Raw genomic sequence first — 20,179 nt, forward strand, 5'->3', positions numbered from 1 at the left:
CGATGTCCGCATTCTTCATCAACCGGCCGATCTTCGCCTGGGTGATCGCCATCGTGATCATGCTGGGTGGCCTATTGGCGCTCACCACCCTGCCGATCTCGCAATACCCGCAGATCGCGCCGACCACGGTCAACATCAGCGCAACCTATCCGGGCGCCGATGCGCAGACAGTCGAGAATTCGGTGACCAAGGTCATCGAGCAAGGCATGACCGGCATCGACAATCTCGACTACATGACGGCGACCTCGACATCGACCGGTTCGGCCTCGATCACGCTGACCTTCACCACGGCTGCCGATCCCGACACCGCGCAGGTGCAGACGCAGAACAAGTTGCAGCTGGTGCAGTCGCAGCTGCCGCAGGTGGTGCAGAGCAACGGCATCACCGTCTCCAAATCCTCGACCGGCTTCCTGATGGTCATCGGCTTCGTCTCGAGCGACGGCAAGATGAACTCGACCGATCTTGCCGACTATGTCGACAGCACCATCAACGACACTCTGAAGCGCGTCGAAGGTGTCGGCTCGACACAGTTGTTCGGCTCCAGCTATGCCATGCGCATCTGGCTCGATCCGGACAAGCTCGCCAAATATGCCCTGATGCCGAGCGACGTGGCCGCCGCGATCCAGGCGCAGAACACGCAGGTTTCGGCCGGCCAGCTGGGTGGCATGCCGCAACGCAAGGGCCAGCAGCTCAATGCCACGGTGACGGCCAAGAGCCGGCTGCAAACCGCCGAACAGTTCCGCAACATCATCCTGAAGAGTACGACCGACGGCTCGCTGGTTCGCCTCAACGACGTCGCCACCGTCGAGCTCGGCGCTGAAAGCTATACGACGCAAGCCAACTACAACGGCAAGCCGGCGGCCGGCGTCGCCGTCAATCTGGCGACCGGCGCCAACGCCATCAACACCGCCGAGGCCGTGCGCACGACGATCAACCGGCTGAGCTCGACCTTCCCGCAAGGCGTCGAGGTCGTCTATCCCTACGACACCTCGCCCTTCGTGCGGCTGTCGATCGAGGAGGTGGTCAAGACCCTTGCCGAGGCGATCGTGCTGGTGTTCCTGGTGATGTTCATCTTCCTGCAGAACCTGCGCGCCACCATCATCCCGACCATCGCCGTGCCGGTGGTGCTGCTCGGCACCTTCGGCGTGCTGTCGCTGTTCGGTTATTCGGTCAACACGCTGACCATGTTCGCCATGGTGCTCGCCATCGGCCTGCTCGTCGACGACGCCATTGTCGTCGTCGAGAATGTCGAGCGCGTGATGCAGGAGGAAAAGCTGTCGCCGAAAGAGGCGACGCGCAAGTCGATGAACGAAATCACCGGCGCGCTGATCGGCATCGCCACCGTGCTTTCGGCGGTGTTCGTGCCGATGGCTTTCTTTGGCGGTTCGACCGGTATCATCTACCGGCAGTTCTCGGTGACCATCGTCTCGGCGATGGCGCTGTCCGTGCTGGTCGCGCTGGTGCTGACGCCGGCGCTTTGCGCCACCATCCTGCGGCCGCCCAAGGACCATGCGACGCAGACAGGCCCGTTCGGCTGGTTCAATCGTGTCTTTGACCGCGGCACGACTGCCTACCGCGATGGCTCGCACGGCATCATCAACCGGTCCTGGCGCTTCCTCGTCATCTTCCTGGCCATCGTCGTTGCCATGGGCTGGATGTTTGCCCGGCTGCCGAGCTCGTTCCTGCCGGAAGAGGATCAGGGCATTCTGATCACCAGCGTGCAGTTGCCGGTCGGCGCGACGCAAGACCGCACCGAGCGGGTGCTGGCAGAGGTGACCGACCACTATCTCAAGCAAGAGAAGGACGCGGTCGAAGGGGTCTTCACCGCCTCCGGCTTCGGCTTCGGCGGCGCCGGGCAGAATGTCGGTATTGCTTTCGTGCCGCTGAAGGATTTCAACACGCGCAAATCGCCGGCTTTGGCAGCGCAAGCGGTCGCCGGCCGCGCCATGGGTGCCTTCTCCAAGATCAGGGATGCGCAGGTCTTCGCGCTTGCCCCTCCCGCCATCCAGGGCTTCGGCAACACCAACGGCTTCGATTTCTACCTGCAGGACGTCAATGGCGCCGGCCATGACGCGCTGATCCAGACGCGAAACCAGCTTCTGGCCTTGGCCGGGCAGAGCAAGGTGCTCGCCAACACAAGGCCTAACGGCCAGGAGGACCAGCCGCAATTCTCGATCGACATCGACCAGGAAAAGGCCAGCGCGCTCGGCGTCAGCCTCGCCGACATCAACGACACGCTTTCGACCGCCTGGGGCAGCGACTACGTCAACGATTTCATCGATCGCGGCCGGGTCAAACCGGTCTATCTGCAGGCGGACGCGAACTTCCGCATGCAGCCGGAAGACCTGGACAAATGGCAGGTCCGCAATGCGAGCGGCGCCATGGTGCCGTTCTCGGCCTTCGCCTCCAGCCACTGGACATTCGGCTCGCCCAGGCTTGAGCGCTACAATGGGTCGGCGGCGGTCGAGATCCAGGGCGCGGCGGCAGCGGGCGTCAGCTCGGGCGCTGCGATGGACGAGATCGACAGGCTGGTGGCGCAGTTGCCCGCCGGCTATTCCCACGAATGGACCGGGCTGTCGCACCAGGAGCGGCTGTCCGGCAACCAGGCGCTGTCGCTCTACGCGATCTCGGCGCTGGTCGTGTTCCTGTGCCTCGCAGCGCTTTATGAGAGCTGGTCGATCCCGTTCGCGGTCATGCTCGCGGTGCCGATCGGCATCTTCGGCGCGCTTTTGGCGGCCAGCCTGTTCGGCCAGACCAACGACGTCTATTTCAAGGTCGGGCTGCTGACCACGATCGGTCTCGCGGCCAAGAACGCCATTCTCATCGTCGAGTTCGCCATCGAGCGGCAGACGGCAGGCATGGGGCTCGTCGAAGCAACGCTGGAGGCGGCGCGACAAAGGCTGCGGCCGATCCTGATGACGTCTCTGGCCTTCATCCTCGGCGTCACGCCACTGGCGATCGCCAGCGGCGCGGGCTCGGGCGCGCAGAACTCCGTCGGCATCGGCGTCATGGGCGGCATGATCGCGGCAACCGTGATCGGCGTGTTCCTGGTGCCGCTGCTGTTCGTCACGGTGCGCCGCATCTTCAAGGGCAAGGCGGCCAAGCAGGATACTGGGCAGGATACGGGCGAGACGCCGGCAACAGCCAACCAGCAATAAGGGTTTTTCACATGACAGGTTTCGAACGTGGCTCGGTGGCCGCGAGGCGGCTCATCGTGCCTATTCTCTCCGCCGTCCTGCTCGCGGGATGCGTCGTCGGTCCGGATTATCAGATGCCTATCCTGCCGATGCCGGCGAACTGGAGCGGCCAGAAGCCGACCAAGTCCGCCCAACCGGCGCAATTGTCGAGATGGTGGCAGCGGCTGCGTGATCCCATATTGAACACGCTCGTCGACGAAGCGGTTGCCGGCAATCTCGACGTCGCCACCGCCAAGGCCAAGATCCGCGAGGCGCGCGCCAGCTATCGCCAGAGCGTCGGCACATTGCTGCCGTCGGTCGACGGCTCCGGCTCGCTCACCCGCAACAAGTCGTCCGTAACCACATCAGGCTCCAGCGGCATCTACAGCGAATACCAGGCCGGCTTCGACGCCAGCTGGGAACTCGACCTGTTCGGCGCCAACCACAGGGGCGTCGAGGCCGCACGCTATGGGCTGGACGCCTCGCAGGAGGAGCTGCGCTCGACCCTTCTGACCCTGGTCGGCGACGTCGCATCCTACTATGCCCAGGCGCGCGGCTACCAGGCCCGCATTGCGCTCGCCAGGCGCTCGGCCGCATCGCAGAGGCAGACCGCCGAACTCACCCGCACCATGGCCCAGGCGGGTACGGCAACCGCCGCCGATGTCGCCAAGGCGATGGGGCAGGCGAGCAGCACCGAAGCCGCGGTTCCAACGCTGGAAGCAAGCTTTGCCGAGGCCGTGCATCGTCTCTCGGTGCTGACCGGCCGCCCGCCGGCCGCACTCAGCGAGCGGCTGAAGCGCGGCGCGTCGATCCCGACGCCGCGCCTGCCGATGCCGACCGGCATTCCCGCCGACATCCTGCTCTCGCGCCCCGACGTGCGCATGGCGGAACGGCAATACGCGCAATACACCGCCAAGATCGGCCAGGCCGAGGCGGCGCGCTATCCCTCGGTCAGCCTGACGGGAGACATCAGCACGGCAGCCCTGAAGCTCGGCGATCTCGGCAAGAACTCCTCGATCGGCTGGTCGTTCGGGCCGACGCTCAGTGTGCCGGTGTTCAATGCCGGCCAGCTGCAGGCGGCCGTCGAGGTCGCCAAGGCGCAGCGCGATCAATATTTCATCGCCTACCGATCGTCGGTGCTGACGGCGCTCGAGGACGTAGAGAATGCGCTCGTGCTGTTGTCGCAGGAGCGCATCAGGATCGGCAAGCTTGCCGCTTCGGCGAAATCCTATGGCGAGGCGGCACGCCTCGAAGGCACGCTCTACAAGGCCGGCGAGACAAGCCTGCTCGATGTGCTCGACGCCCAGCGGTCGCTCTATTCGGCGGAGGATACGCTGCTGCAAAGCCGCGTCCTGCTGGCGACCAACTACATCGCCCTCAACAAGGCACTCGGCGGCGGTTGGGACGGCACGGTCGACAGCGCGAAGCCGGAGATCGTCGACGTCAAGACCGGCCCGCGGCTGGCATCGAAACTGGCGGCGCAGTAACCGGTTCGCGGTTTCCGGCGCTGTGCCCCATCAGCGCGCTGCTGGTCGGGCTGTTCTCCAGCGCGCTGCCGTTCTGGCTGGAGATGGTGGCGCTGACCAGGATGCCGGCCCGTATCTACGGCACGCTGACCTGCCTGGAGCCAGGGCTGGGCGCACTGGCCGGCTTCCTGTTCCTGGACGAAAGCCTGACCGCGCCGCAACTGGCCGGCATCGCCGCCGTGATTGCCGCCGCCTTCGGCGCAGCGCTGACATCGCGGCCGCCAGTGCCGTCGCCGGAATAGATTTTCCAGAGACCACAGTTGCCCCCTCTGGCCTGCCGGCCATCTCCCCTACCACAAGGGAGATTGCGCGCCCAGCCGCGTTCGCCAATCGCCGACGTGAGCTCCCCTCATGGACTTCGTCAAAATACAACCCATATTGAATCCATGGAGCTTTGAGCGTGACCTTCGCGCGGGTGGCCATTCTTGCCGCGGCCTTCGTCGCCGCAGCTGTCTTTTCTCCCTTCTCTGCGGCCGGGAGCGAGAAGGTTGCGTTGAGCGTCGCGATTGACGGCGCCATCGGGCCGGCGAGCACCAGGCAGCTCGAGGAAGCGCTTGATGCAGCCGCCACGCGGGGCGCCGAAGTTCTCATCCTTCAGATCGATACACCCGGCGGGCTGGTCACTTCCATGCGCGAGATGATCGCCGATATCCTCGCTTCACCGGTGCCCGTCATCGGCTATGTCGCGCCGGCCGGTGGCCATGCCGCCAGCGCAGGCACCTACATCCTCTATGCCACCCACGTCGCGGCGATGGCGCCCGGCACCAATCTGGGTGCGGCGACGCCGGTCGAGATGGGCGGGCTGCCGTCGCTTCCGGGCGGCGACAAGGACAAGGGCGACCAGAAGGACGCCACCGGGCGGCCGGCAGGCGACGCGATGATGGCCAAGGTGACCAATGACGCGGTTGCCTTGATCCGCTCGCTGGCGGAACTGCGCGGGCGCAATGGCGACTGGGGCGAGAAAGCCGTGCGCGAAGCGGCGAGCCTTTCGGCCAACGCGGCGCTGCAGGAACATGTGATCGACTTCGTCGCCCACGACACCACCGAGCTGTTGCAGCTGGCCGATGGGCGAACCGTCGATGTGGCCAGCAGGAAAGTGGTTCTGGCGACCAAAGGGCTGCCGGTCGAGACGCTGGAACCCGGCTGGTTCATCCGGCTTCTTGCCGTCATCACCGATCCGAACATCGCCATCATCCTGATGCTGGTCGGCGTCTACGGCATCGTCTTCGAGTTCACCAGCCCCGGTGCGGTGGCGCCCGGCGTGATCGGCACGATCTGCCTCGTGCTCGGCCTCTATGCACTCAATCTCTTGCCGATCAATTATACCGGCCTCGCCCTGATGCTGCTCGGCGTTGCATTCCTCGTCGTCGAGGCCTTCAACCCCACCGTGGTGCTTGGGCTCAGCGGCGTGGCCGCCTTTCTGTTCGGCGCCGCCATGCTGCTGAGGGTCGAGGGGCCGGGCTTTGCCATGTCATGGGCCGTCATTGGTCCCGCCGCCGCGCTGACGCTTGGGCTGGCGTTGCTGACCGGCACCTATCTCTGGGCGGCGCGTAGCAACCCGCCGCGTGTCGGCGGTGAGGCCATGCGCGGATTGCCGGCCGAGATCCTCGACTGGCAGGGCGGCGAGGGCCACGTGCTGGCCCAGGGCGAGCGCTGGCGGGCGAAGGCCGACGAACCCATCGCACCCGGCGACAGCGTCGAGGTGACCGATGTCAGCGACCTCGTACTGACCGTGCGGCGGCGCGACGCCGGAAAGAATGGAGCAAAACAATGAGCATCGGTTACGTGGCCTACCTGTTGCTTGCGCTGGTCGTGGTCATGTTCCTGTCCGCAGCCATTCGCATCCTCAGGGAATATCAGCGCGGTGTGGTCTTCACGCTCGGCCGCTTCACCGGGGTCAAAGGTCCCGGTCTCATCATCCTCGTCCCCTTCATCCAGCAGATGGTGAAGGTCGATCTGCGGGTGGTGGTGCAGGACGTGCCGCCGCAGGACGTGATTTCGCGCGACAACGTCTCGGTGAAGGTCAACGCGGTGCTCTATTTCCGCATCGTCGACGCCGAGCGGGCGATCATCCAGGTCGAGGACTTCATGGCCGCCACCAACCAGCTGGCGCAGACCACGCTGCGCTCGGTGCTCGGCAAGCACGAGCTCGACGAGATGCTGGCCGAGCGCGACAAGCTCAACAGCGATATCCAGGAGATCCTCGACCAGCGGACCGATGCCTGGGGCATCAAGGTCTCCAATGTCGAGATCAAGCATGTCGACTTGAACGAGAGCATGATCCGCGCCATCGCCAAGCAGGCCGAAGCCGAGCGGCTGCGGCGCGCCAAGGTGATCAATGCCGAGGGCGAACAGCAGGCGGCGGCGAAACTGGTCGAGGCGGGCCGCATGCTGGCGGCCGAGCCGCAGGCCATGCAGCTACGCTATTTCGAGGCTCTGCACGACATCGCCGGCGAGCGCTCATCCACGGTGGTGTTCCCGCTGCCGGTGGATCTGCTCAGTCAGTTCATGAAGCAGCAGGGGAAGTAGGGGAGGAGCGGCCTCACCGCCGCCAGGGCGGCTCCGGCGCGAAGCGCTTGCCGATCCAGTCGGCGAAGGCGCGGGTCTTGGCGGCTTGTCCCTTGGCTGAGGGCGTGACGACATAGACCGCCCCTTCGTCGGCCAGCGTCCAGTCCTCCAGGATCGGCACCAGCCGTCCGTCGGCGAGTTCGCGGCCGACCAGCCAGTCAGTGCTCATCATCAGGCCGACGCCTTGCACGGCGGCCTCGACCAGCACCTCCGCATCGTCGGTGACCAACGGCCCGGAAACCTCGACGCGCAAGCGCCGGCCCTCGCGGTCGGTCATCTCCCAGGCCGGAAAGGTCTGGAAGCCGGTGAAGCCCAGGCAGGAATGTTCGAGCAGCGCCTGCGGTGTCTCCGGCCTGCCCCTTCGGGCGAGATAGGAGGGAGCGGCGCAGAGCAGCCGCCGCCGCGTCGCCACCTTGCGCGCCACCAGGCGCGAATCCTCCAGCGCGCCGAGCCGCACGGCGACGTCGAAATTCTCGGCGACCAGATCGGCGAAGCGGTTGGAGAATTCGGCCTCGATGCGGACATCGGGAAACTCGGCAAGGAATTGAGGCAGCAGCGGCCCGATCCACATGCGCCCGAACGTGCCGGGCAGCGCCAGCCTGAGCAGGCCGCGCGGGCCGCCGCCGGCATGTGCCGACGCGGCGGCCTCGGCCTCGTCGACGGAGGCGAGGATGGCGCGCACGCGCACCAGGAATTCGGCACCCGCTTCGGTCAGCGACACGCTGCGCGTCGTGCGGGAGAGCAGCCTTACCCCCAGCCGCTCCTCCAGCGATTGCAGGCGCCGCGACAGGATGGTCGCGTCGCGCCCGACACGCGCCGCCGCCCTGGTGAAGGAGCGCGCCTCGGCGATAGCCGCGAAAGCGGCCATTTCGGCAAGGGTCACTGGTTCGTGGGATTGCTGCATAGTTCGCAGTACTCAAATGCAAAAGGCAAGGATTATCCAGAGATAACGCAGCAGATAGGTTCACTCAACCCATCAATCGTCCCACCGGAGTGAAACCATGAAAGCCATCGAACTGAGCCAACCCAGGCTGGACGCCTTCCGCGCCGCCACCATTGCCACCCCCGAACCGCAGCGCGGCGAGGTGCTGATCCGCCAGCGTGCGGCGAGCCTCAATTTCGTCGATGTCGCGGTGGCGAGCGGCAATTATCCCGGACCGAGCTTTCCGCTCATCCCCGTCGCCGATGGCGCCGGCGAGATCGTCGCGCTGGGCGAGGGCGTTGCGAGATTCGCCGTCGGCGATCGCGTCGTCGCCCATGCCAAGCCGCGCTGGATCGGTGGCCGGCCGCGGCCTTACGAGATGACGCAGATGCGCGGCATCTCGCTGCCGGGGTCGCTGGCCGAATATGTCGCGTTGCCGGCCAATTCGGTCGTGCCGGTCCCGGCGCATCTCTCCTTCGAGGCGGCGTCGACGCTGCCGATCGCCGGCACCACCGCCTGGAACGCCATCCGCGCCGCCGATGTCGGGCCGGGCTCGGTCGTCGTGCTGCTCGGCACCGGCGGCGTCTCGATCTTCACCCTGCAGCTTGCGAAAGCCGCCGGCGCCACCGTCATCATCACCTCGTCGTCGGACGAGAAGCTGGAGCGGGCTAAGGCACTCGGCGCCGATCATCTCATCAACTACCGCGCGACGCCCGACTGGGACGGCAAGGTGCTGGAGCTGACCGGCGGCCTCGGCGCCGACCTCGTCGTCGAGACCGGCGGTACCGCCACCTTCGCCCGCGCCATCAACGCCACCGCGCCCGGCGGCACACTGTTCACCATCGGCTTCGTCACCGGCGCCGAGGCCACGGTCAATCTGCTGCCGATCATCATCAAGGCGCTGAAGGTGGTCGGCAACAACACCGGATCGGTGTCCGACCTTCGCGACGCCGCCCGCGCCATCGGTGCAGCCAGGATCGAGCCGGTCGTCGACAAGGTGTTTTCGCCGAACGAAGCGGCCGAAGCCTACGCCCACATGGCCGCCGGCGGCCTGCACTTCGGCAAGCTGGCGTTCGGGTTGGAGTGGTAGGGAAGGGCTGACGCTGGAGATTGGCGAGGCGAGGGTGACGACGATCTCCCCCCGCCGTCGCCTTCCTAAATCAGCTTCTCCAGCGTGATCGGCAGGTCGCGCACCCGTTTTCCCGTGGCGTGGAAGACCGCGTTGGCGATTGCGGGTGCGACGCCGACAATGGCGAGCTCGCCAACGCCCTTGCCGCCGAGCACCGAGGAGTGCAGGTCGGGAATGCCGACCGAGATCACCTCGATATCGGGAATGTCGGCGTTGGTCGGCACCAGATAGTCGGCGAGGTTGTTGTTGACGATGCGGCCGTGGCGGCGGTCGACGATGCCTTCCTCGAGCAGCGCCTGGCCGATGCCCATGATGATGCCGCCCTTCCATTGGCTTTCGGCGAGTTTGGGGTTGTAGAGCCGGCCCGAATCCAGCGCCGACACAACACGCGACACGCGCACCGTGCCGAAATCCTCGTCGACGCGCACCTCGATGAAATGCGCGCACCAGCTGTGGCGGGAATAGTCGCCCTCGGTGTGCGGCACGGCCATGGCGATGGTGGTGTAGTTCTTGTAGCGATCCTGCGCCGTCGAATTGGCCGGCATGGTGTCGCCGGTGGCCTCGATGTGGTCGCGGCCGACGCTGCTGAGCAGTTCGGCGATCGAGAGATCCGGACCGTCGCCGCGCGGCGATGAAATACGGCCATTGGCGACCACCAGCGTGTTGGCCTGCAGCGCGTGGAACGGCGAGCGCGGATCGCTGATCGCCAGCCCGACCAGCTGATCGAGCGCCGAGGTCGCCGCCTTGTAGACGGCGCCGGTCATGACGCCGGCCAGCCGCGACCCGCCTGCGACGCCGGCGCGGGGGAAGCGGGAGTCGCCCAGCTTCACCACGACATTGTCGGCCGGCACGCCGACCGTCTCGGCGGCGGTCTGCGCCAGGATCGTATAGGTGCCCTGGCCCATGTCGATCGAGGAGCTTTCGACCTCGACCGAGCCGTCGGCGAGGATGCGCACGATCGCCTCGCCATAGGCGCGCCGCACCGGGTAGGTGCCGGCGGCGACACCCCAGCCGATCAGCTGGTTGCCGTCGCGCATCGAACGCGGCTCGGGCGTCCGTTTTGCCCAGCCGAAGCGTTCCGCGCCCGCAGCAAAAGCCTCGCGCAACTGCCTGGTCGACCAGGCTTTTTTCGCCTCCGGATCCTGTTCGGCATAGTTCCGGAGCCGGATCTCCAGCGGATCGATGCCGACCTCGTAAGCGAGCTCGTCGATGGCGCTTTCGATGCCGAAGGCCGAGGGGTTTTCACCCGGCGCGCGCATAGCGCCCGGCACCACCGAATTCACCCGCACGACATTCTGCTTTGAGGAGAAATTCGGTGTCGCGTACATGATCGAGGTGACCGATCCCAGCGGCTCGACCCACATGCCGTCGATCGACGTTTCATTGATGCCGCGATGCACGATCGACTGGATTTTTCCTTGCCGGTCGGCGCCGATCGTCACCGTCTGCCGTGTCGCGGCGCGCCCGCCATAGCCGGTGAAGGTCTGTGGCCGCGTCATCACCAGCCTCACCGGCCGGCCGAGCATTTTGGCGGCACTTGCCGCCACCGCGCCATGGCTGAGCGCCAGTGCCTTGGAGCCGAAGCCGCCGCCAATATAGGGCGAAACCAGCCGCACATTCTCGAACGGCACGTCGAACCATTCGGCATAGGTGCGCGCCATGCCGTCCAGCCACTGGCTCGGCTCCCACACGGTGAGCTTGTCGCCCTCCCAGTGGGCGATCAGGCCATGCGGCTCCATCGGCGCCTGGTATTCGCGCGGCGTGTTGTAGGCGGCGCAGATCCGGACCGGGGCCGAGGCGAAAGCCGCTTGCGCGTCGCCCCATTCCTTGGTCATGGCGTCGATCGGAATGCCGTCGCCGGCCTTGGCGTCGCTGAGGTCGACGATGGCCGGGGTCTCGTAATAGCTGACCTCGACGAGCGCTGCGGCCGCAACCGCCTGCTCGAAGGTTTCCGCGACCACGGCGGCGACATGCTGGCCCGAAAAGGTGACGTCGCGCGCCAGCGGGCAATAGGGCGCATCGGGCGGCGGCGTGCCGAACCAGTCGGACGCGGTCCTGAGGCTGATGATGATGTCCGGCGTCAACACCTTGAGCACGCCGGGTGCTGCTTCAGCCACCGAGGTGTCGATAGAGCGCACCTTGCCCGATGCAATCGTGCTTTCGACCAGCACGGCGTAGGCTAGCCCGTCGAGCTGCTGCTCGACGGCGTATTTAGCGGCACCGGTGATCTTGGCCGGGCCGTCGACGCGCGACAGCCGGCCGCCAACAGCGTCGGCGCCGCCATCGGACGCGTCACCCCGCTTCGATTCGCCAACTCTGATGTTGTGAACGGTCATGCCGTTTCTCCCATTTTAAGGATGGCGCGGGCGACGACGCGCGGCGCCAGTTCGATCTTGTAGTGGTTGGCGCCATGGTCGACGGCACCTTCGACGGCGAGCAGGCTGGCGGCCCGGACGGCGTCCGGCCCCAGCACCTTGCCTTTCAATGCCTCTTCCACGGCCCGCGCTCGCCACGGTTTGGTCGCGACGCCGCCCAGCGCCACGCGCAAATCCCGGATGGTGCGCCCGTCAGCTTCGAACTCGATGCCGACAGCAGCACTTGCCGCGGCGAATTCATAGGATTGCCGGTCGCGGATCTTCAGGTACGTGGAACGCCGGGCGGCGGCGGAGTGGGGGATCTCTATCGCGGTGATCATCTCGCCCGGTTCGATCGCGTGTTCCCTTTCGGGCGTGGTGCCGGGCACCAGGAAAAAGTCGTCGACCGGAACCCGGCGCTCGCCGAGATGGACGATCGCGTCGAAGGCGACCAAGGCCGCAGCGAGGTCACCCGGATACATGGCGATGCAGGCTTCGCTGGTGCCGAGCACGGCGTGTCCGCGGGTGACGCCTCCGAGTGCCGAACAGCCGCTGCCTGGTTCACGCTTGTTGCAGGCAGGGAAATTCGAAGGATCGCGGAAATAGGGGCAGCGCGTGCGCTGCATCAGATTGCCGCCGATGGTCGCCATGTTGCGGATCTGCGCCGAAGCCGCCTGCCACAGCGCTTCGGAGACAGCAGGGAAGCGGCTCTTGATGTCGGCGTGGTCGGCGACATGGCCCATTTTGGCCAGTGCGCCGATGGTGGCGCCGCGCTCGCTCACTTCGACCTTGTCCAGCCCCTTGAGATGGGTGATGTCGACCAGGCTGTCGGGCTCGGCGACACCGCATTTGGCGAGATCGATGAGCGTAGTGCCGCCGGCCAAGAGCATGGCGCCGGGCAGGGCGGCTGCCTGGCGCGCCGCCTCGACCGAGCCGGCACGCAGATAGGAAAAATCTCTCATGACTGGACCTCCAGGGCTGCCTGGCGGACAGCGGCGACGATGTGCGGATAGGCGCCGCAGCGGCAGAGATTGCCTGCCATGTATTCGCGGATTTCTTCGTCGGAGCCGGCATGGCCCTCGCGGATGCAGGCGACCGCCGACATGATCTGGCCGGGCGTGCAATAGCCGCACTGGAAGGCATCCTGCTCGAGGAAGGCAGCCTGCACGGGATGCAGTTCGCCCTCCCGTGCAAGCCCCTCTATGGTGGTGACGGTGCGGCCCTCGACCTGGGCGGCCAGAGTCAGGCAGGCGAGCACGCGCTCACCGTCGACATGCACGGTGCAGGCGCCGCACTGGCCGTGATCGCACCCCTTCTTGGTGCCGGTCAGGCCGAGCCGGTCGCGCAAGGCGTCGAGCAGCGTGACGCGCGGCTCGAGTTGAAGGGTGTGGCGATGGCCGTTGATGTCGAGATGGACGGGAATTGTTGTTTTGGTCTGGCTGGTCATGGGCGTCTGCCTCCAGTTGCTTGACGCGGATGGGAATGATCTGGTGTTGGGGCAGGCGAGGGCAAGGTCAGGCGTTGGTGACAGCTGATCTTCCCCCAAGGGGGAGATCATGCTCTCGTCGGCTTGCAAGCTCTCAGCACGTGACATACCGGTTCCCCCTATTATATGATAAAGGTGCTCCACTAAAACGGAGGCGCCTCCGTTTATTACGTGGGGGCTGGCCCGGCCGGGTTCAAGCCCCTGACACATCGTGGAGAAAAAAATTGGCCGCCGAGCCGTTCGCCATCGTTGAAGAGAAGGCCGAAGAGGCCAAGCCGCTGCGCGCCGATGCGCAGCGCAACCGCGACCGGCTGGTCGAGGTGGCGGCCGCCGTCTTTGCTGAGCGCGGCATCGACGCCTCGCTGGAAGAGATCGCGCGCCGCGCCGGCGTCGGCATCGGCACGCTCTACCGGCATTTCCCGACGCGCGAGCATCTGGTCGAGGTGGTCTACCGCCGCGAGGTGGAAGCGCTGTGCGCGGCTGCCGGCGAGCTTGCCCAAAAGCACCCGTCCGATGTCGCGCTCGAACAGTGGATGCAGCGCTTCGTCGACTACATCGCCACCAAGCGCGGCCTGGCAACCAGCCTGCGCATCCTGCTCACCACCAATTCGACGTTGTTTTCCGACACGTCGGGCCGGGTGTCTCAGGCCTTGCGGCAGCTGGTCGAAGCGGCGGTGGCCGAGGGCACCATCCGCGGCGATGTCGACGCTTCCGACGTGCTGCACGCGCTGTTCGGCATCTATTCGGCGCCCGACACCCCGGAATGGCGCGACCGCTCGCGGCGGCTGGTGTCGCTGCTGATGGACGGGTTGCGGTTCGGGGCGGCGAAATCCGCTAGGGCCTGACGGTCTCCGCTATCGGTCCAAGGCAGGCGAGAGCCTTGTAAACAGGCATGTCCGTCGGTCATGGCAGGGCGGATTCGCACACTGCGCTTGCAACCGAATGAGAGCGGTTGTTAAATTCCTCACATTTCAGGCGACCGATAGGCCCAATGCATGACTGCTCGCAAAGCGCAAAGGACAGCCCGGCTGATCCATCTGCTGTCGGAACGGCGGGTTATCCACCTGAGCGAAGCGGCAACGCTTCTCGGCGTGTCGGAGATGACGGTGCGGCGTGATATCGCCACCAATCAGGGGCAGATCGCCTTTCTCGGCGGACACATATTGGCGGCGGCCGAGATCGATACCGACGCTCCTTACGAACTGGCGACCGCGGCCGACAGCCATGCGGCGGCGAAGCGCGAAGCCTGCCTGCACGCGGTGCGGAAGATTCGGCCCGACGAGACGATCTTCATCGATTGCGGCACGACACTGATCCATCTGATCGACCTCATTCCTGACGATTATCGAATAACGGCAATATGTTACGCCATGAATGTCGCGGAGCGCCTGACCCGCAAGGCCAATGTAACGATCATCATGCTGGGGGGTGTCTATCATCCCGCTTCGGCGTCTTTCTCGGGCACGCATGATTTCGATATTTTGAAGAGCGTTGGCATCAATGCTGCCTTTCTGTCGGCTGCCGGCGTCGATGCCAAACGTGGCGCCACCTGCGAGCATTTTCACGAGGCGGTGGTGAAACAGAAGGTGATGGGCCTGGCGCGCGAAAACTACCTCGTCGTCGACAGCAGCAAGATCGGCAAGCTCAAGCGCGCCTTCTTCTCAGCCATGGACGGTTTCGACGCCGTCATCACCGAACATGGCGAGGTTGGACCGGAATCATTCCAACTGCCGGCCTGACTCCGTTTGACATTTCGCCAACCTGATGGAAAAGTCACAAAAAAAGTAAGAGAAGTCTCAAGAAGACAATCTCGACATTCCGGGGTAGGGGACGCGTCAAGGGAAGGAAATGCAGGCGTCATGATCGAACAGGGTTCGATTTCGCCATCGTCCGAGGCCCCCTTGCTGCGCGTCGAGGGCGTCAGGAAGCGGTTCGGCGGCGTCAATGCGCTGCGCGGTGTCAGTCTCGAAATCCTATCCGGTGAAGTGCACGCCCTGCTTGGTGAAAACGGGGCCGGCAAATCGACGCTCATCAAGATCCTGAGCGGCGTGCATGTGCATGATGGCGGCTCGATCGAGATCGACGGCAGGCCTGCCTCGTTCACTTCGCCCGCCCAGTCGCGTGATGCCGGCGTGGCGGTGGTCTACCAGGATCTGAGCCTGGTCGAATCGCTCTCGGTTGCCGACAATCTGATGCTGGGGCGAGAGCCGAAGACCCGCTTCGGCTTCCTGAAAAAACGCCAGTTGGTAGCGCAGGCAGAAGCCTTCCTCAAGTCACAGAACATCCCGCTCGATGCCCGCGCTCTGGTCGGGTCGCTGCCCTTTGCCTATCGTCAGATGACCGAGATCGCCAAGGCGCTGATGGGCGACGTTCGCCTCCTCATCCTCGACGAGCCGACCTCGGCGCTGACCGACGATGAAGAGAAGATCCTATTCGAGGCGATCCGTGCGGTCGCCGCGCGGGGTGTCGGGGTGATCTACGTCACGCATCGCCTCAATGAGGTCTTCAGGATTTCGAACCGGGTGACCGTGTTTCGCGACGGGCAGAACGCCGGAACATTTGTCACGTCGCAGACCAATATGAGGCAGTTGGTCGGCGCCATCGTCGGGCCGGATCACGCCGTTCTGAAGGCGGACAGCACGGCAGCGGGACAAAGCATGCCGTCGTCGGCTCCGCCTGGTTCGCTTGAAAAGCCCGTGCTCGAATTGAGGGGCGTCAGCAATGACAGGCTGGACCGGACCAATCTCGAGTTGCGCAGCGGCGAAATCCACGGCCTTGCCGGCCTGATCGGTAGCGGACGCACCGAAATCCTGCAGACGATCTTCGGCCTGCGGCCCGTCCAGTCGGGCGACGCCAGCCTGGACGGCGTTTCGCTGAACCGAACCGATCCGGCCGCGGCGATACGGCAAGGCATCGCGCTGGTGCCGGAGGACCGGCACGTCCAGGGTCTGGTTCTTGAACATTCGATCGAGCGCAATCTGACCCTGCCGCGGCTGCCGTATTTCTCGCGCTTCGGGTGGTTGCAGCACCGCTCGGCGAGCGAGCACGCCAACGCCGCGATGCACCGGCTGGCCGTCAAGGCGCCAGGCGCATCGACCACAGTGAAGAACCTGTCCGGCGGCAACCAGCAGAAGGTCGTGTTCGGCAAATGGAACGAGCCGCGGCCGCGCGTGCTGTTGCTCGACGAACCGACGGTTGGTGTTGATGTCGGGGCGCGCGAGGAGATTTACGGTGTCATTCGTGCCGCAGCCGCGGCTGGAAGCGGTGTGCTGCTGGTGTCTTCGGATCTTTCCGAACTGCTTCAGCTCTGCGACCGCATCTCGATCGTCGTCGATGGCCGGATCACCAAGACGATTGCGAGACAGGAATTCGGCAGCGCCGAGGATCTCCATCACCTCATTCAACTTTCGCAGCCATCGGAAGAGCACGCGGCATGACCGACACCCAAAGCCCGGCAAATCCACCGATGGCAAGGGGGGCTGCCGTCAACCAGCCAGGCGGTCGTTCGGCGTTGCAGCATCTGCTTCAGGGCGAGCGTCCCTACATGCTTTACGTCGCCTTCGCCGTCATGCTGATCGTCTTCAGCCTGGCGTCGCCCTGGTTCCTGTCGATCGACAATTTTCTCAACATCGGCCGTCAGACGACGCTGGTCTCTATCATCGCCGTCGGCATGACGTTCGTCATCATCTCCAGGCAGATCGACCTGTCCGTCGCCTCGACGCTAGCGCTTTCGGGCATGAGCGCGTCGCTGGCCATGGCTTTCGTCGCCAACAACTGGGTCGTCGGCGCTGTGGCGGGATTGGGCACCGGGGCGCTGATCGGGCTGATCAACGGCGTGCTGACCACCCGCCTCGAAATCCCGTCCTTCCTGGTGACGCTGGGCACGTTGAGCGGCGCGCGCGGCCTTGCGCTGATGGTCACCAACACCAAGCCGGTCATCATCACCAACGAATACTATTTCGCGATCTTCGGCGAAGGCTCGGTGCTGGGCGTCCCGGCGCCGATCTTGTGGACGCTTGGCGTCACCATCGCCGGTATCCTGCTGCTGCACTACAGCGTCTATGGGCGGCGGGTCTATGCCGCGGGCGGCAACCCGACTGCGGCACTCTATTCCGGCGTCCATATCAAGCAGGTCACCACGCTGGCCTTCGTGCTGACGGGGACGCTCGCGGGGCTGGCATCGCTGATCCTGTCGGCGCGTTCGCACGCGGCGCGGCCCGACGTGGTGCAAGGCATGGAACTCGATGTCATCGCCTCGGTGATCCTCGGCGGCTGCAGCCTGTTCGGCGGTCGCGGCTTCGTGCTGGGTACGCTGCTCGGCAGCCTGATCATCGGCACGCTCAACAATGGGCTGGTGCTGCTCGGCGTCAGCTCGTCACTGCAACTCGTCATCAAGGGAGCAATCATCGTCGCCGCGGTCGCCTTCACGAGGAGGTAAGGCGCGCATCCGCGGATATCAGCAGAAAATTGCCGGCTCCAAACGGCAACACAAACGTCAACGATCAACGGAGGAAAGTCATGAAGCACTCGGCACGAATCCACTCGCTTTTCCTAGCATTGAGCATCGCCGCCAGCGCGTTCGCCCTGTCGACGTCCATAAGCCCAGCGCAAACGCCGGAGACCTGTGTTGCCGGCGTCGACATGGCCACGCTCGGCCCCAAGGGCATTGTCGGCCAGGGCCCGCATGGTGAAAAGGCAGCCTCGCCCGACGAGCTGAAATTGAGCGACGACGAAGCCGCCAAGGTCAAAGCCGGCAAGTTCAAGGTCGGCATTTCCATGCAGACGGTGAACCTCGATTGGTCGCAACTGCAGGTGCAAGGCATCAGCGAAACGCTGGCCAAGTATGGCGTGACTGTCACTGGCGTGGCGTCGGCCGAATATCAGGTCGACAAGCAGATCGCCGATATCGAGAACACCATCCAGCAGCATCCTGACGGCATCATTTCCATCCCCGTCGATTTCACCGCGACGGCGCCGACCTACAAGAAGGTGTCGGAGGCCGGCATCAAGCTGGTGTTTATGGACAGCATTCCGGTCGGCCTCGAGCACCCGAAGGATTTTGCCTCGATGATCTCGGCCGACAGCCAGGGCAACGGCCAGATCGCGGCGCAGATCCTGTCTTCCTGCATGCCGAAGGGCGGCACGATCGGCCTGGTGAATTTCGGCGTCGACTATTTCAGCACCAATGAGCGCACCAAGGGCGTCGGCGAGTGGATGAAGAAGAACCGGCCCGACATCGTCATGAAGCAGGTCGACTTCACCGACCCCTCGAAGGTGTCGCAGATCGCCGGCGACTTCCTGACCGGCAATCCCGATGTGAAGGGCTTGTTTGCGGTGTGGGACCAGCCGGCGCTCGACACGCTGTCGTCGATGCGCGCGCAAGGTATCGACATTCCGATCACCACGGTCGACCTCGGCCTGCAGTCGGCGATCGAGATCGCCAAGGGCGGCCCGCTTAAGGCAACCGGTTCGCAGCGCCCCTATGATCAGGGCGTCGCCGAAGCGCTGGCGATGATGAAGGCGCTGATCGGCCAGACGCCGCCGGCCTGGGTCGGCGTGCAGTCCCTGCCGGTGGTGCAGTCCAACGTGCTGGAATCCTTCAAGACCGTCTTCCACAAGGATCCGCCGGCCGAACTGGTCGACGCCTGCAACGGTGCGAAGCCGAAGTGCAATTGAGGTAGGCGAAATCGCCTGGGGCGCAGGGGAGATCCTGCGCCCCAGGCTGGTTTTGCGGAGCCCGACACAGCCGACCGCTCGCGCTGGTTCGTGTCGCTGGAGGGGTTGAGGTTCGGCGATGCCGAGACGAGGTTAGAGCGACTGGGAAATCGGTCCCGAAACAGTCGGCTTCATGCCAAGAACGGCCATTCATGATGAGCAAACGGTATGCTAGGCGTGATGGTCTGATTTGCTTGTCGTCCACGCTTTCGGGGGCATCCGATGTATGTAGGCCGTTCCTACAAGGTGATAGACTTCACACTCTGGTCGCGGCGCAGTGTCATCTACATGGTGGTGGTGAGTGCACTGGCTGTGGCGGCCTACCGTCTTCCGGGCATCACCGGATTCTCGGTGCCATGGTCGGTGGTGCTCGTGCTCGGCACCACCGTATCACTCGTTGCCGGGTTCAAGAATTCGCAGGTATTCACTCGCAGCAGTGAAGCGCTGCAAGCCTTTGCGCAAATTACTGCCAGCAGCCGGTTGTGGTCCAATTTCTGCAGGGACTTCAATGACGTGCCGACAGCAAGGCAACTCATCTACCGCCATCTCGCCTGGTTGACGGCACTACGGTTTGCGCTGCGGCGGCCGATGCCATGGGAATCCATGGGGCGGGCAGCCAACGTCGAGTTCCGGCGGCGCTATCATATCCGGGAGGATTCAGGCTCGCTTGCCAATGAACTGCCTGCGCTGCTGGGCGAACATAGCGAGGCCGTCCTGAAATCGCCGCATCCGGAGATAACCCTGCTTGAAATGCAATCGGTCCAGGTCAATACGTTGTTCAAGGACGCCAAAATCCCTCCGCAGGTCTATGTCGAACTCACGAAGCTGATCCGCGACTTCCATGATCAGCAGGCGCGCTGCGATCGCATCAAGAACAATCCATATCCCCGGCAATACGCCATCGTCAGTTCCATGTTCGTCATGATCTTTTGCACCTTGCTGCCGTTCGGGGTCGTTCCGGTCTTTGCCGACATGGGCAAACTGGGCGGCGCACTCGGCCCGATCGCGATCTGGCTCACGATCCCGTTCAGCACGCTTCTGGGGTGGGCATACATGTCTCTCGACCAGGTCGGCGAGAGCAGCGCCAACCCTTTCGAGGGCAACGCCAACGATGTTCCGATCTCGCAAATCTGCCGCGACATCGAGATCGAGCTGCGCACCGGGCTTGGGGAGGTTGACCTCCCCAAACCATTGCTGCCGGTCAATGATATCGCGACCTAGGCAAGCGTCACCGCCGCCCGCCACCAAGGGCTGGCGCGACCCGTCGCGCGGGTTGGCGACGTGCATTAAAATTTGGCGTGCA

The 20,179-nt window shown here is 64.8% G+C and carries 16 protein-coding genes; 12 read left to right on the forward strand and 4 right to left on the reverse strand.

What is annotated here, in order from left to right; translation table 11 throughout:
• The first annotated feature begins 2 nt into the window (after window positions 1-2).
• The 5 genes from B5V02_RS06730 (at window position 3) to B5V02_RS06750 (ending at window position 7,231) form a co-directional block, all read left to right on the forward strand.
• Complete coding sequence (locus B5V02_RS06730) at window positions 3-3,158, forward strand: efflux RND transporter permease subunit (protein ID WP_111543369.1); 3,156 nt, start codon at window positions 3-5, stop codon at window positions 3,156-3,158.
• Window positions 3,159-3,169: 11 nt separating this feature from the next.
• Window positions 3,170-4,663: an efflux transporter outer membrane subunit gene (locus B5V02_RS06735; protein ID WP_111543370.1), complete on the forward strand. Its 1,494-nt coding sequence runs from the start codon at window positions 3,170-3,172 to the stop codon at window positions 4,661-4,663.
• Entirely contained in the window at window positions 4,576-4,944 is a 369-nt protein-coding gene (locus B5V02_RS42200) for an EamA family transporter (RefSeq protein ID WP_281004907.1), read from the forward strand. The genes B5V02_RS06735 and B5V02_RS42200 overlap by 88 nt, the downstream gene beginning before the upstream one ends.
• Before the next feature lie 158 nt (window positions 4,945-5,102).
• Window positions 5,103-6,476, forward strand: coding sequence for an NfeD family protein (locus B5V02_RS06745; RefSeq protein ID WP_111543790.1), 1,374 nt, complete (start codon window positions 5,103-5,105; stop codon window positions 6,474-6,476).
• Window positions 6,473-7,231 carry a slipin family protein gene (locus B5V02_RS06750; RefSeq protein WP_111543371.1) on the forward strand — a complete coding sequence of 253 codons (759 nt, stop codon included), beginning with the start codon at window positions 6,473-6,475 and terminating at the stop codon, window positions 7,229-7,231. Before B5V02_RS06745 ends, B5V02_RS06750 begins: the two co-directional genes overlap by 4 nt.
• Before the next feature lie 13 nt (window positions 7,232-7,244).
• On the opposite strand, the gene B5V02_RS06755 is transcribed toward B5V02_RS06750, so the two are convergent.
• Window positions 7,245-8,174 (reverse strand): LysR family transcriptional regulator, encoded by a 930-nt coding sequence (locus tag B5V02_RS06755; protein WP_111543372.1) that lies wholly within the window; start codon window positions 8,172-8,174, stop codon window positions 7,245-7,247.
• 97 nt (window positions 8,175-8,271) lie between these two features.
• Here B5V02_RS06755 and B5V02_RS06760 point away from each other — a divergent pair, with 97 nt between their 5' ends.
• On the forward strand, window positions 8,272-9,282 hold the full coding sequence (locus B5V02_RS06760; RefSeq protein ID WP_111543373.1) for a zinc-dependent alcohol dehydrogenase family protein: 1,011 nt from the start codon (window positions 8,272-8,274) through the stop codon (window positions 9,280-9,282).
• A 65-nt stretch (window positions 9,283-9,347) separates the two neighbouring features.
• Here the strand turns inward: B5V02_RS06760 and B5V02_RS06765 are convergent, their stop codons facing one another.
• Genes B5V02_RS06765 through B5V02_RS06775 form a run of 3 tightly spaced genes read right to left on the reverse strand, consistent with a single transcriptional unit; the run spans window position 9,348 to window position 13,122 of the window.
• Window positions 9,348-11,657 (reverse strand): xanthine dehydrogenase family protein molybdopterin-binding subunit, encoded by a 2,310-nt coding sequence (locus B5V02_RS06765; RefSeq protein WP_111543374.1) that lies wholly within the window; start codon window positions 11,655-11,657, stop codon window positions 9,348-9,350.
• Window positions 11,654-12,637: an FAD binding domain-containing protein gene (locus B5V02_RS06770; protein ID WP_111543375.1), complete on the reverse strand. Its 984-nt coding sequence runs from the start codon at window positions 12,635-12,637 to the stop codon at window positions 11,654-11,656. Before B5V02_RS06770 ends, B5V02_RS06765 begins: the two co-directional genes overlap by 4 nt.
• The gene (locus B5V02_RS06775) at window positions 12,634-13,122 is read right to left on the reverse strand and encodes a (2Fe-2S)-binding protein (RefSeq protein WP_111543376.1); all 489 of its coding nucleotides are present in this window, start codon (window positions 13,120-13,122) and stop codon (window positions 12,634-12,636) included. Before B5V02_RS06775 ends, B5V02_RS06770 begins: the two co-directional genes overlap by 4 nt.
• A 263-nt stretch (window positions 13,123-13,385) precedes the next feature.
• Here B5V02_RS06775 and B5V02_RS06780 point away from each other — a divergent pair, with 263 nt between their 5' ends.
• The 6 genes from B5V02_RS06780 to B5V02_RS06805 all read left to right on the forward strand — a co-directional run bounded on the left by B5V02_RS06780 (window position 13,386) and on the right by B5V02_RS06805 (window position 20,097).
• Window positions 13,386-14,006, forward strand: a complete 621-nt coding sequence (locus tag B5V02_RS06780) for a TetR/AcrR family transcriptional regulator (protein ID WP_111543377.1) — start codon at window positions 13,386-13,388, stop codon at window positions 14,004-14,006.
• Between the two features lie 150 nt (window positions 14,007-14,156).
• Window positions 14,157-14,900, forward strand: a complete 744-nt coding sequence (locus B5V02_RS06785) for a DeoR/GlpR family DNA-binding transcription regulator (RefSeq protein ID WP_111543378.1) — start codon at window positions 14,157-14,159, stop codon at window positions 14,898-14,900.
• 120 nt (window positions 14,901-15,020) lie between these two features.
• On the forward strand, window positions 15,021-16,598 hold the full coding sequence (locus tag B5V02_RS06790; protein WP_111543379.1) for a sugar ABC transporter ATP-binding protein: 1,578 nt from the start codon (window positions 15,021-15,023) through the stop codon (window positions 16,596-16,598).
• Window positions 16,595-17,599, forward strand: coding sequence for an ABC transporter permease (locus B5V02_RS06795; RefSeq protein ID WP_111543380.1), 1,005 nt, complete (start codon window positions 16,595-16,597; stop codon window positions 17,597-17,599). The genes B5V02_RS06790 and B5V02_RS06795 overlap by 4 nt, the downstream gene beginning before the upstream one ends.
• Before the next feature lie 80 nt (window positions 17,600-17,679).
• Window positions 17,680-18,837, forward strand: coding sequence for a substrate-binding domain-containing protein (locus B5V02_RS06800; RefSeq protein WP_111543381.1), 1,158 nt, complete (start codon window positions 17,680-17,682; stop codon window positions 18,835-18,837).
• Between the two features lie 327 nt (window positions 18,838-19,164).
• Entirely contained in the window at window positions 19,165-20,097 is a 933-nt protein-coding gene (locus tag B5V02_RS06805) for a bestrophin family protein (RefSeq protein WP_245445739.1), read from the forward strand.
• Window positions 20,098-20,179: the final 82 nt, after the last annotated feature.

Source organism: Mesorhizobium kowhaii (genome assembly GCF_003253745.1).
Classification (GTDB): Bacteria; Pseudomonadota; Alphaproteobacteria; order Rhizobiales; family Rhizobiaceae; genus Mesorhizobium; species Mesorhizobium kowhaii.

Coding starts and splice junctions, on each gene's coding strand:
- B5V02_RS06730 (WP_111543369.1), top strand. CDS start 3: ATGTCCGCATTCTTCATCAACCGGCCGATCTTCGCCTGGGTGATCGCC.
- B5V02_RS06735 (WP_111543370.1), top strand. CDS start 3,170: ATGACAGGTTTCGAACGTGGCTCGGTGGCCGCGAGGCGGCTCATCGTG.
- B5V02_RS06750 (WP_111543371.1), top strand. CDS start 6,473: ATGAGCATCGGTTACGTGGCCTACCTGTTGCTTGCGCTGGTCGTGGTC.
- B5V02_RS06755 (WP_111543372.1), bottom strand. CDS start 8,174: ATGCAGCAATCCCACGAACCAGTGACCCTTGCCGAAATGGCCGCTTTC.
- B5V02_RS06760 (WP_111543373.1), top strand. CDS start 8,272: ATGAAAGCCATCGAACTGAGCCAACCCAGGCTGGACGCCTTCCGCGCC.
- B5V02_RS06765 (WP_111543374.1), bottom strand. CDS start 11,657: ATGACCGTTCACAACATCAGAGTTGGCGAATCGAAGCGGGGTGACGCG.
- B5V02_RS06770 (WP_111543375.1), bottom strand. CDS start 12,637: ATGAGAGATTTTTCCTATCTGCGTGCCGGCTCGGTCGAGGCGGCGCGC.
- B5V02_RS06775 (WP_111543376.1), bottom strand. CDS start 13,122: ATGACCAGCCAGACCAAAACAACAATTCCCGTCCATCTCGACATCAAC.
- B5V02_RS06785 (WP_111543378.1), top strand. CDS start 14,157: ATGACTGCTCGCAAAGCGCAAAGGACAGCCCGGCTGATCCATCTGCTG.
- B5V02_RS06790 (WP_111543379.1), top strand. CDS start 15,021: ATGATCGAACAGGGTTCGATTTCGCCATCGTCCGAGGCCCCCTTGCTG.
- B5V02_RS06795 (WP_111543380.1), top strand. CDS start 16,595: ATGACCGACACCCAAAGCCCGGCAAATCCACCGATGGCAAGGGGGGCT.
- B5V02_RS06800 (WP_111543381.1), top strand. CDS start 17,680: ATGAAGCACTCGGCACGAATCCACTCGCTTTTCCTAGCATTGAGCATC.
- B5V02_RS06805 (WP_245445739.1), top strand. CDS start 19,165: ATGGTGGTGGTGAGTGCACTGGCTGTGGCGGCCTACCGTCTTCCGGGC.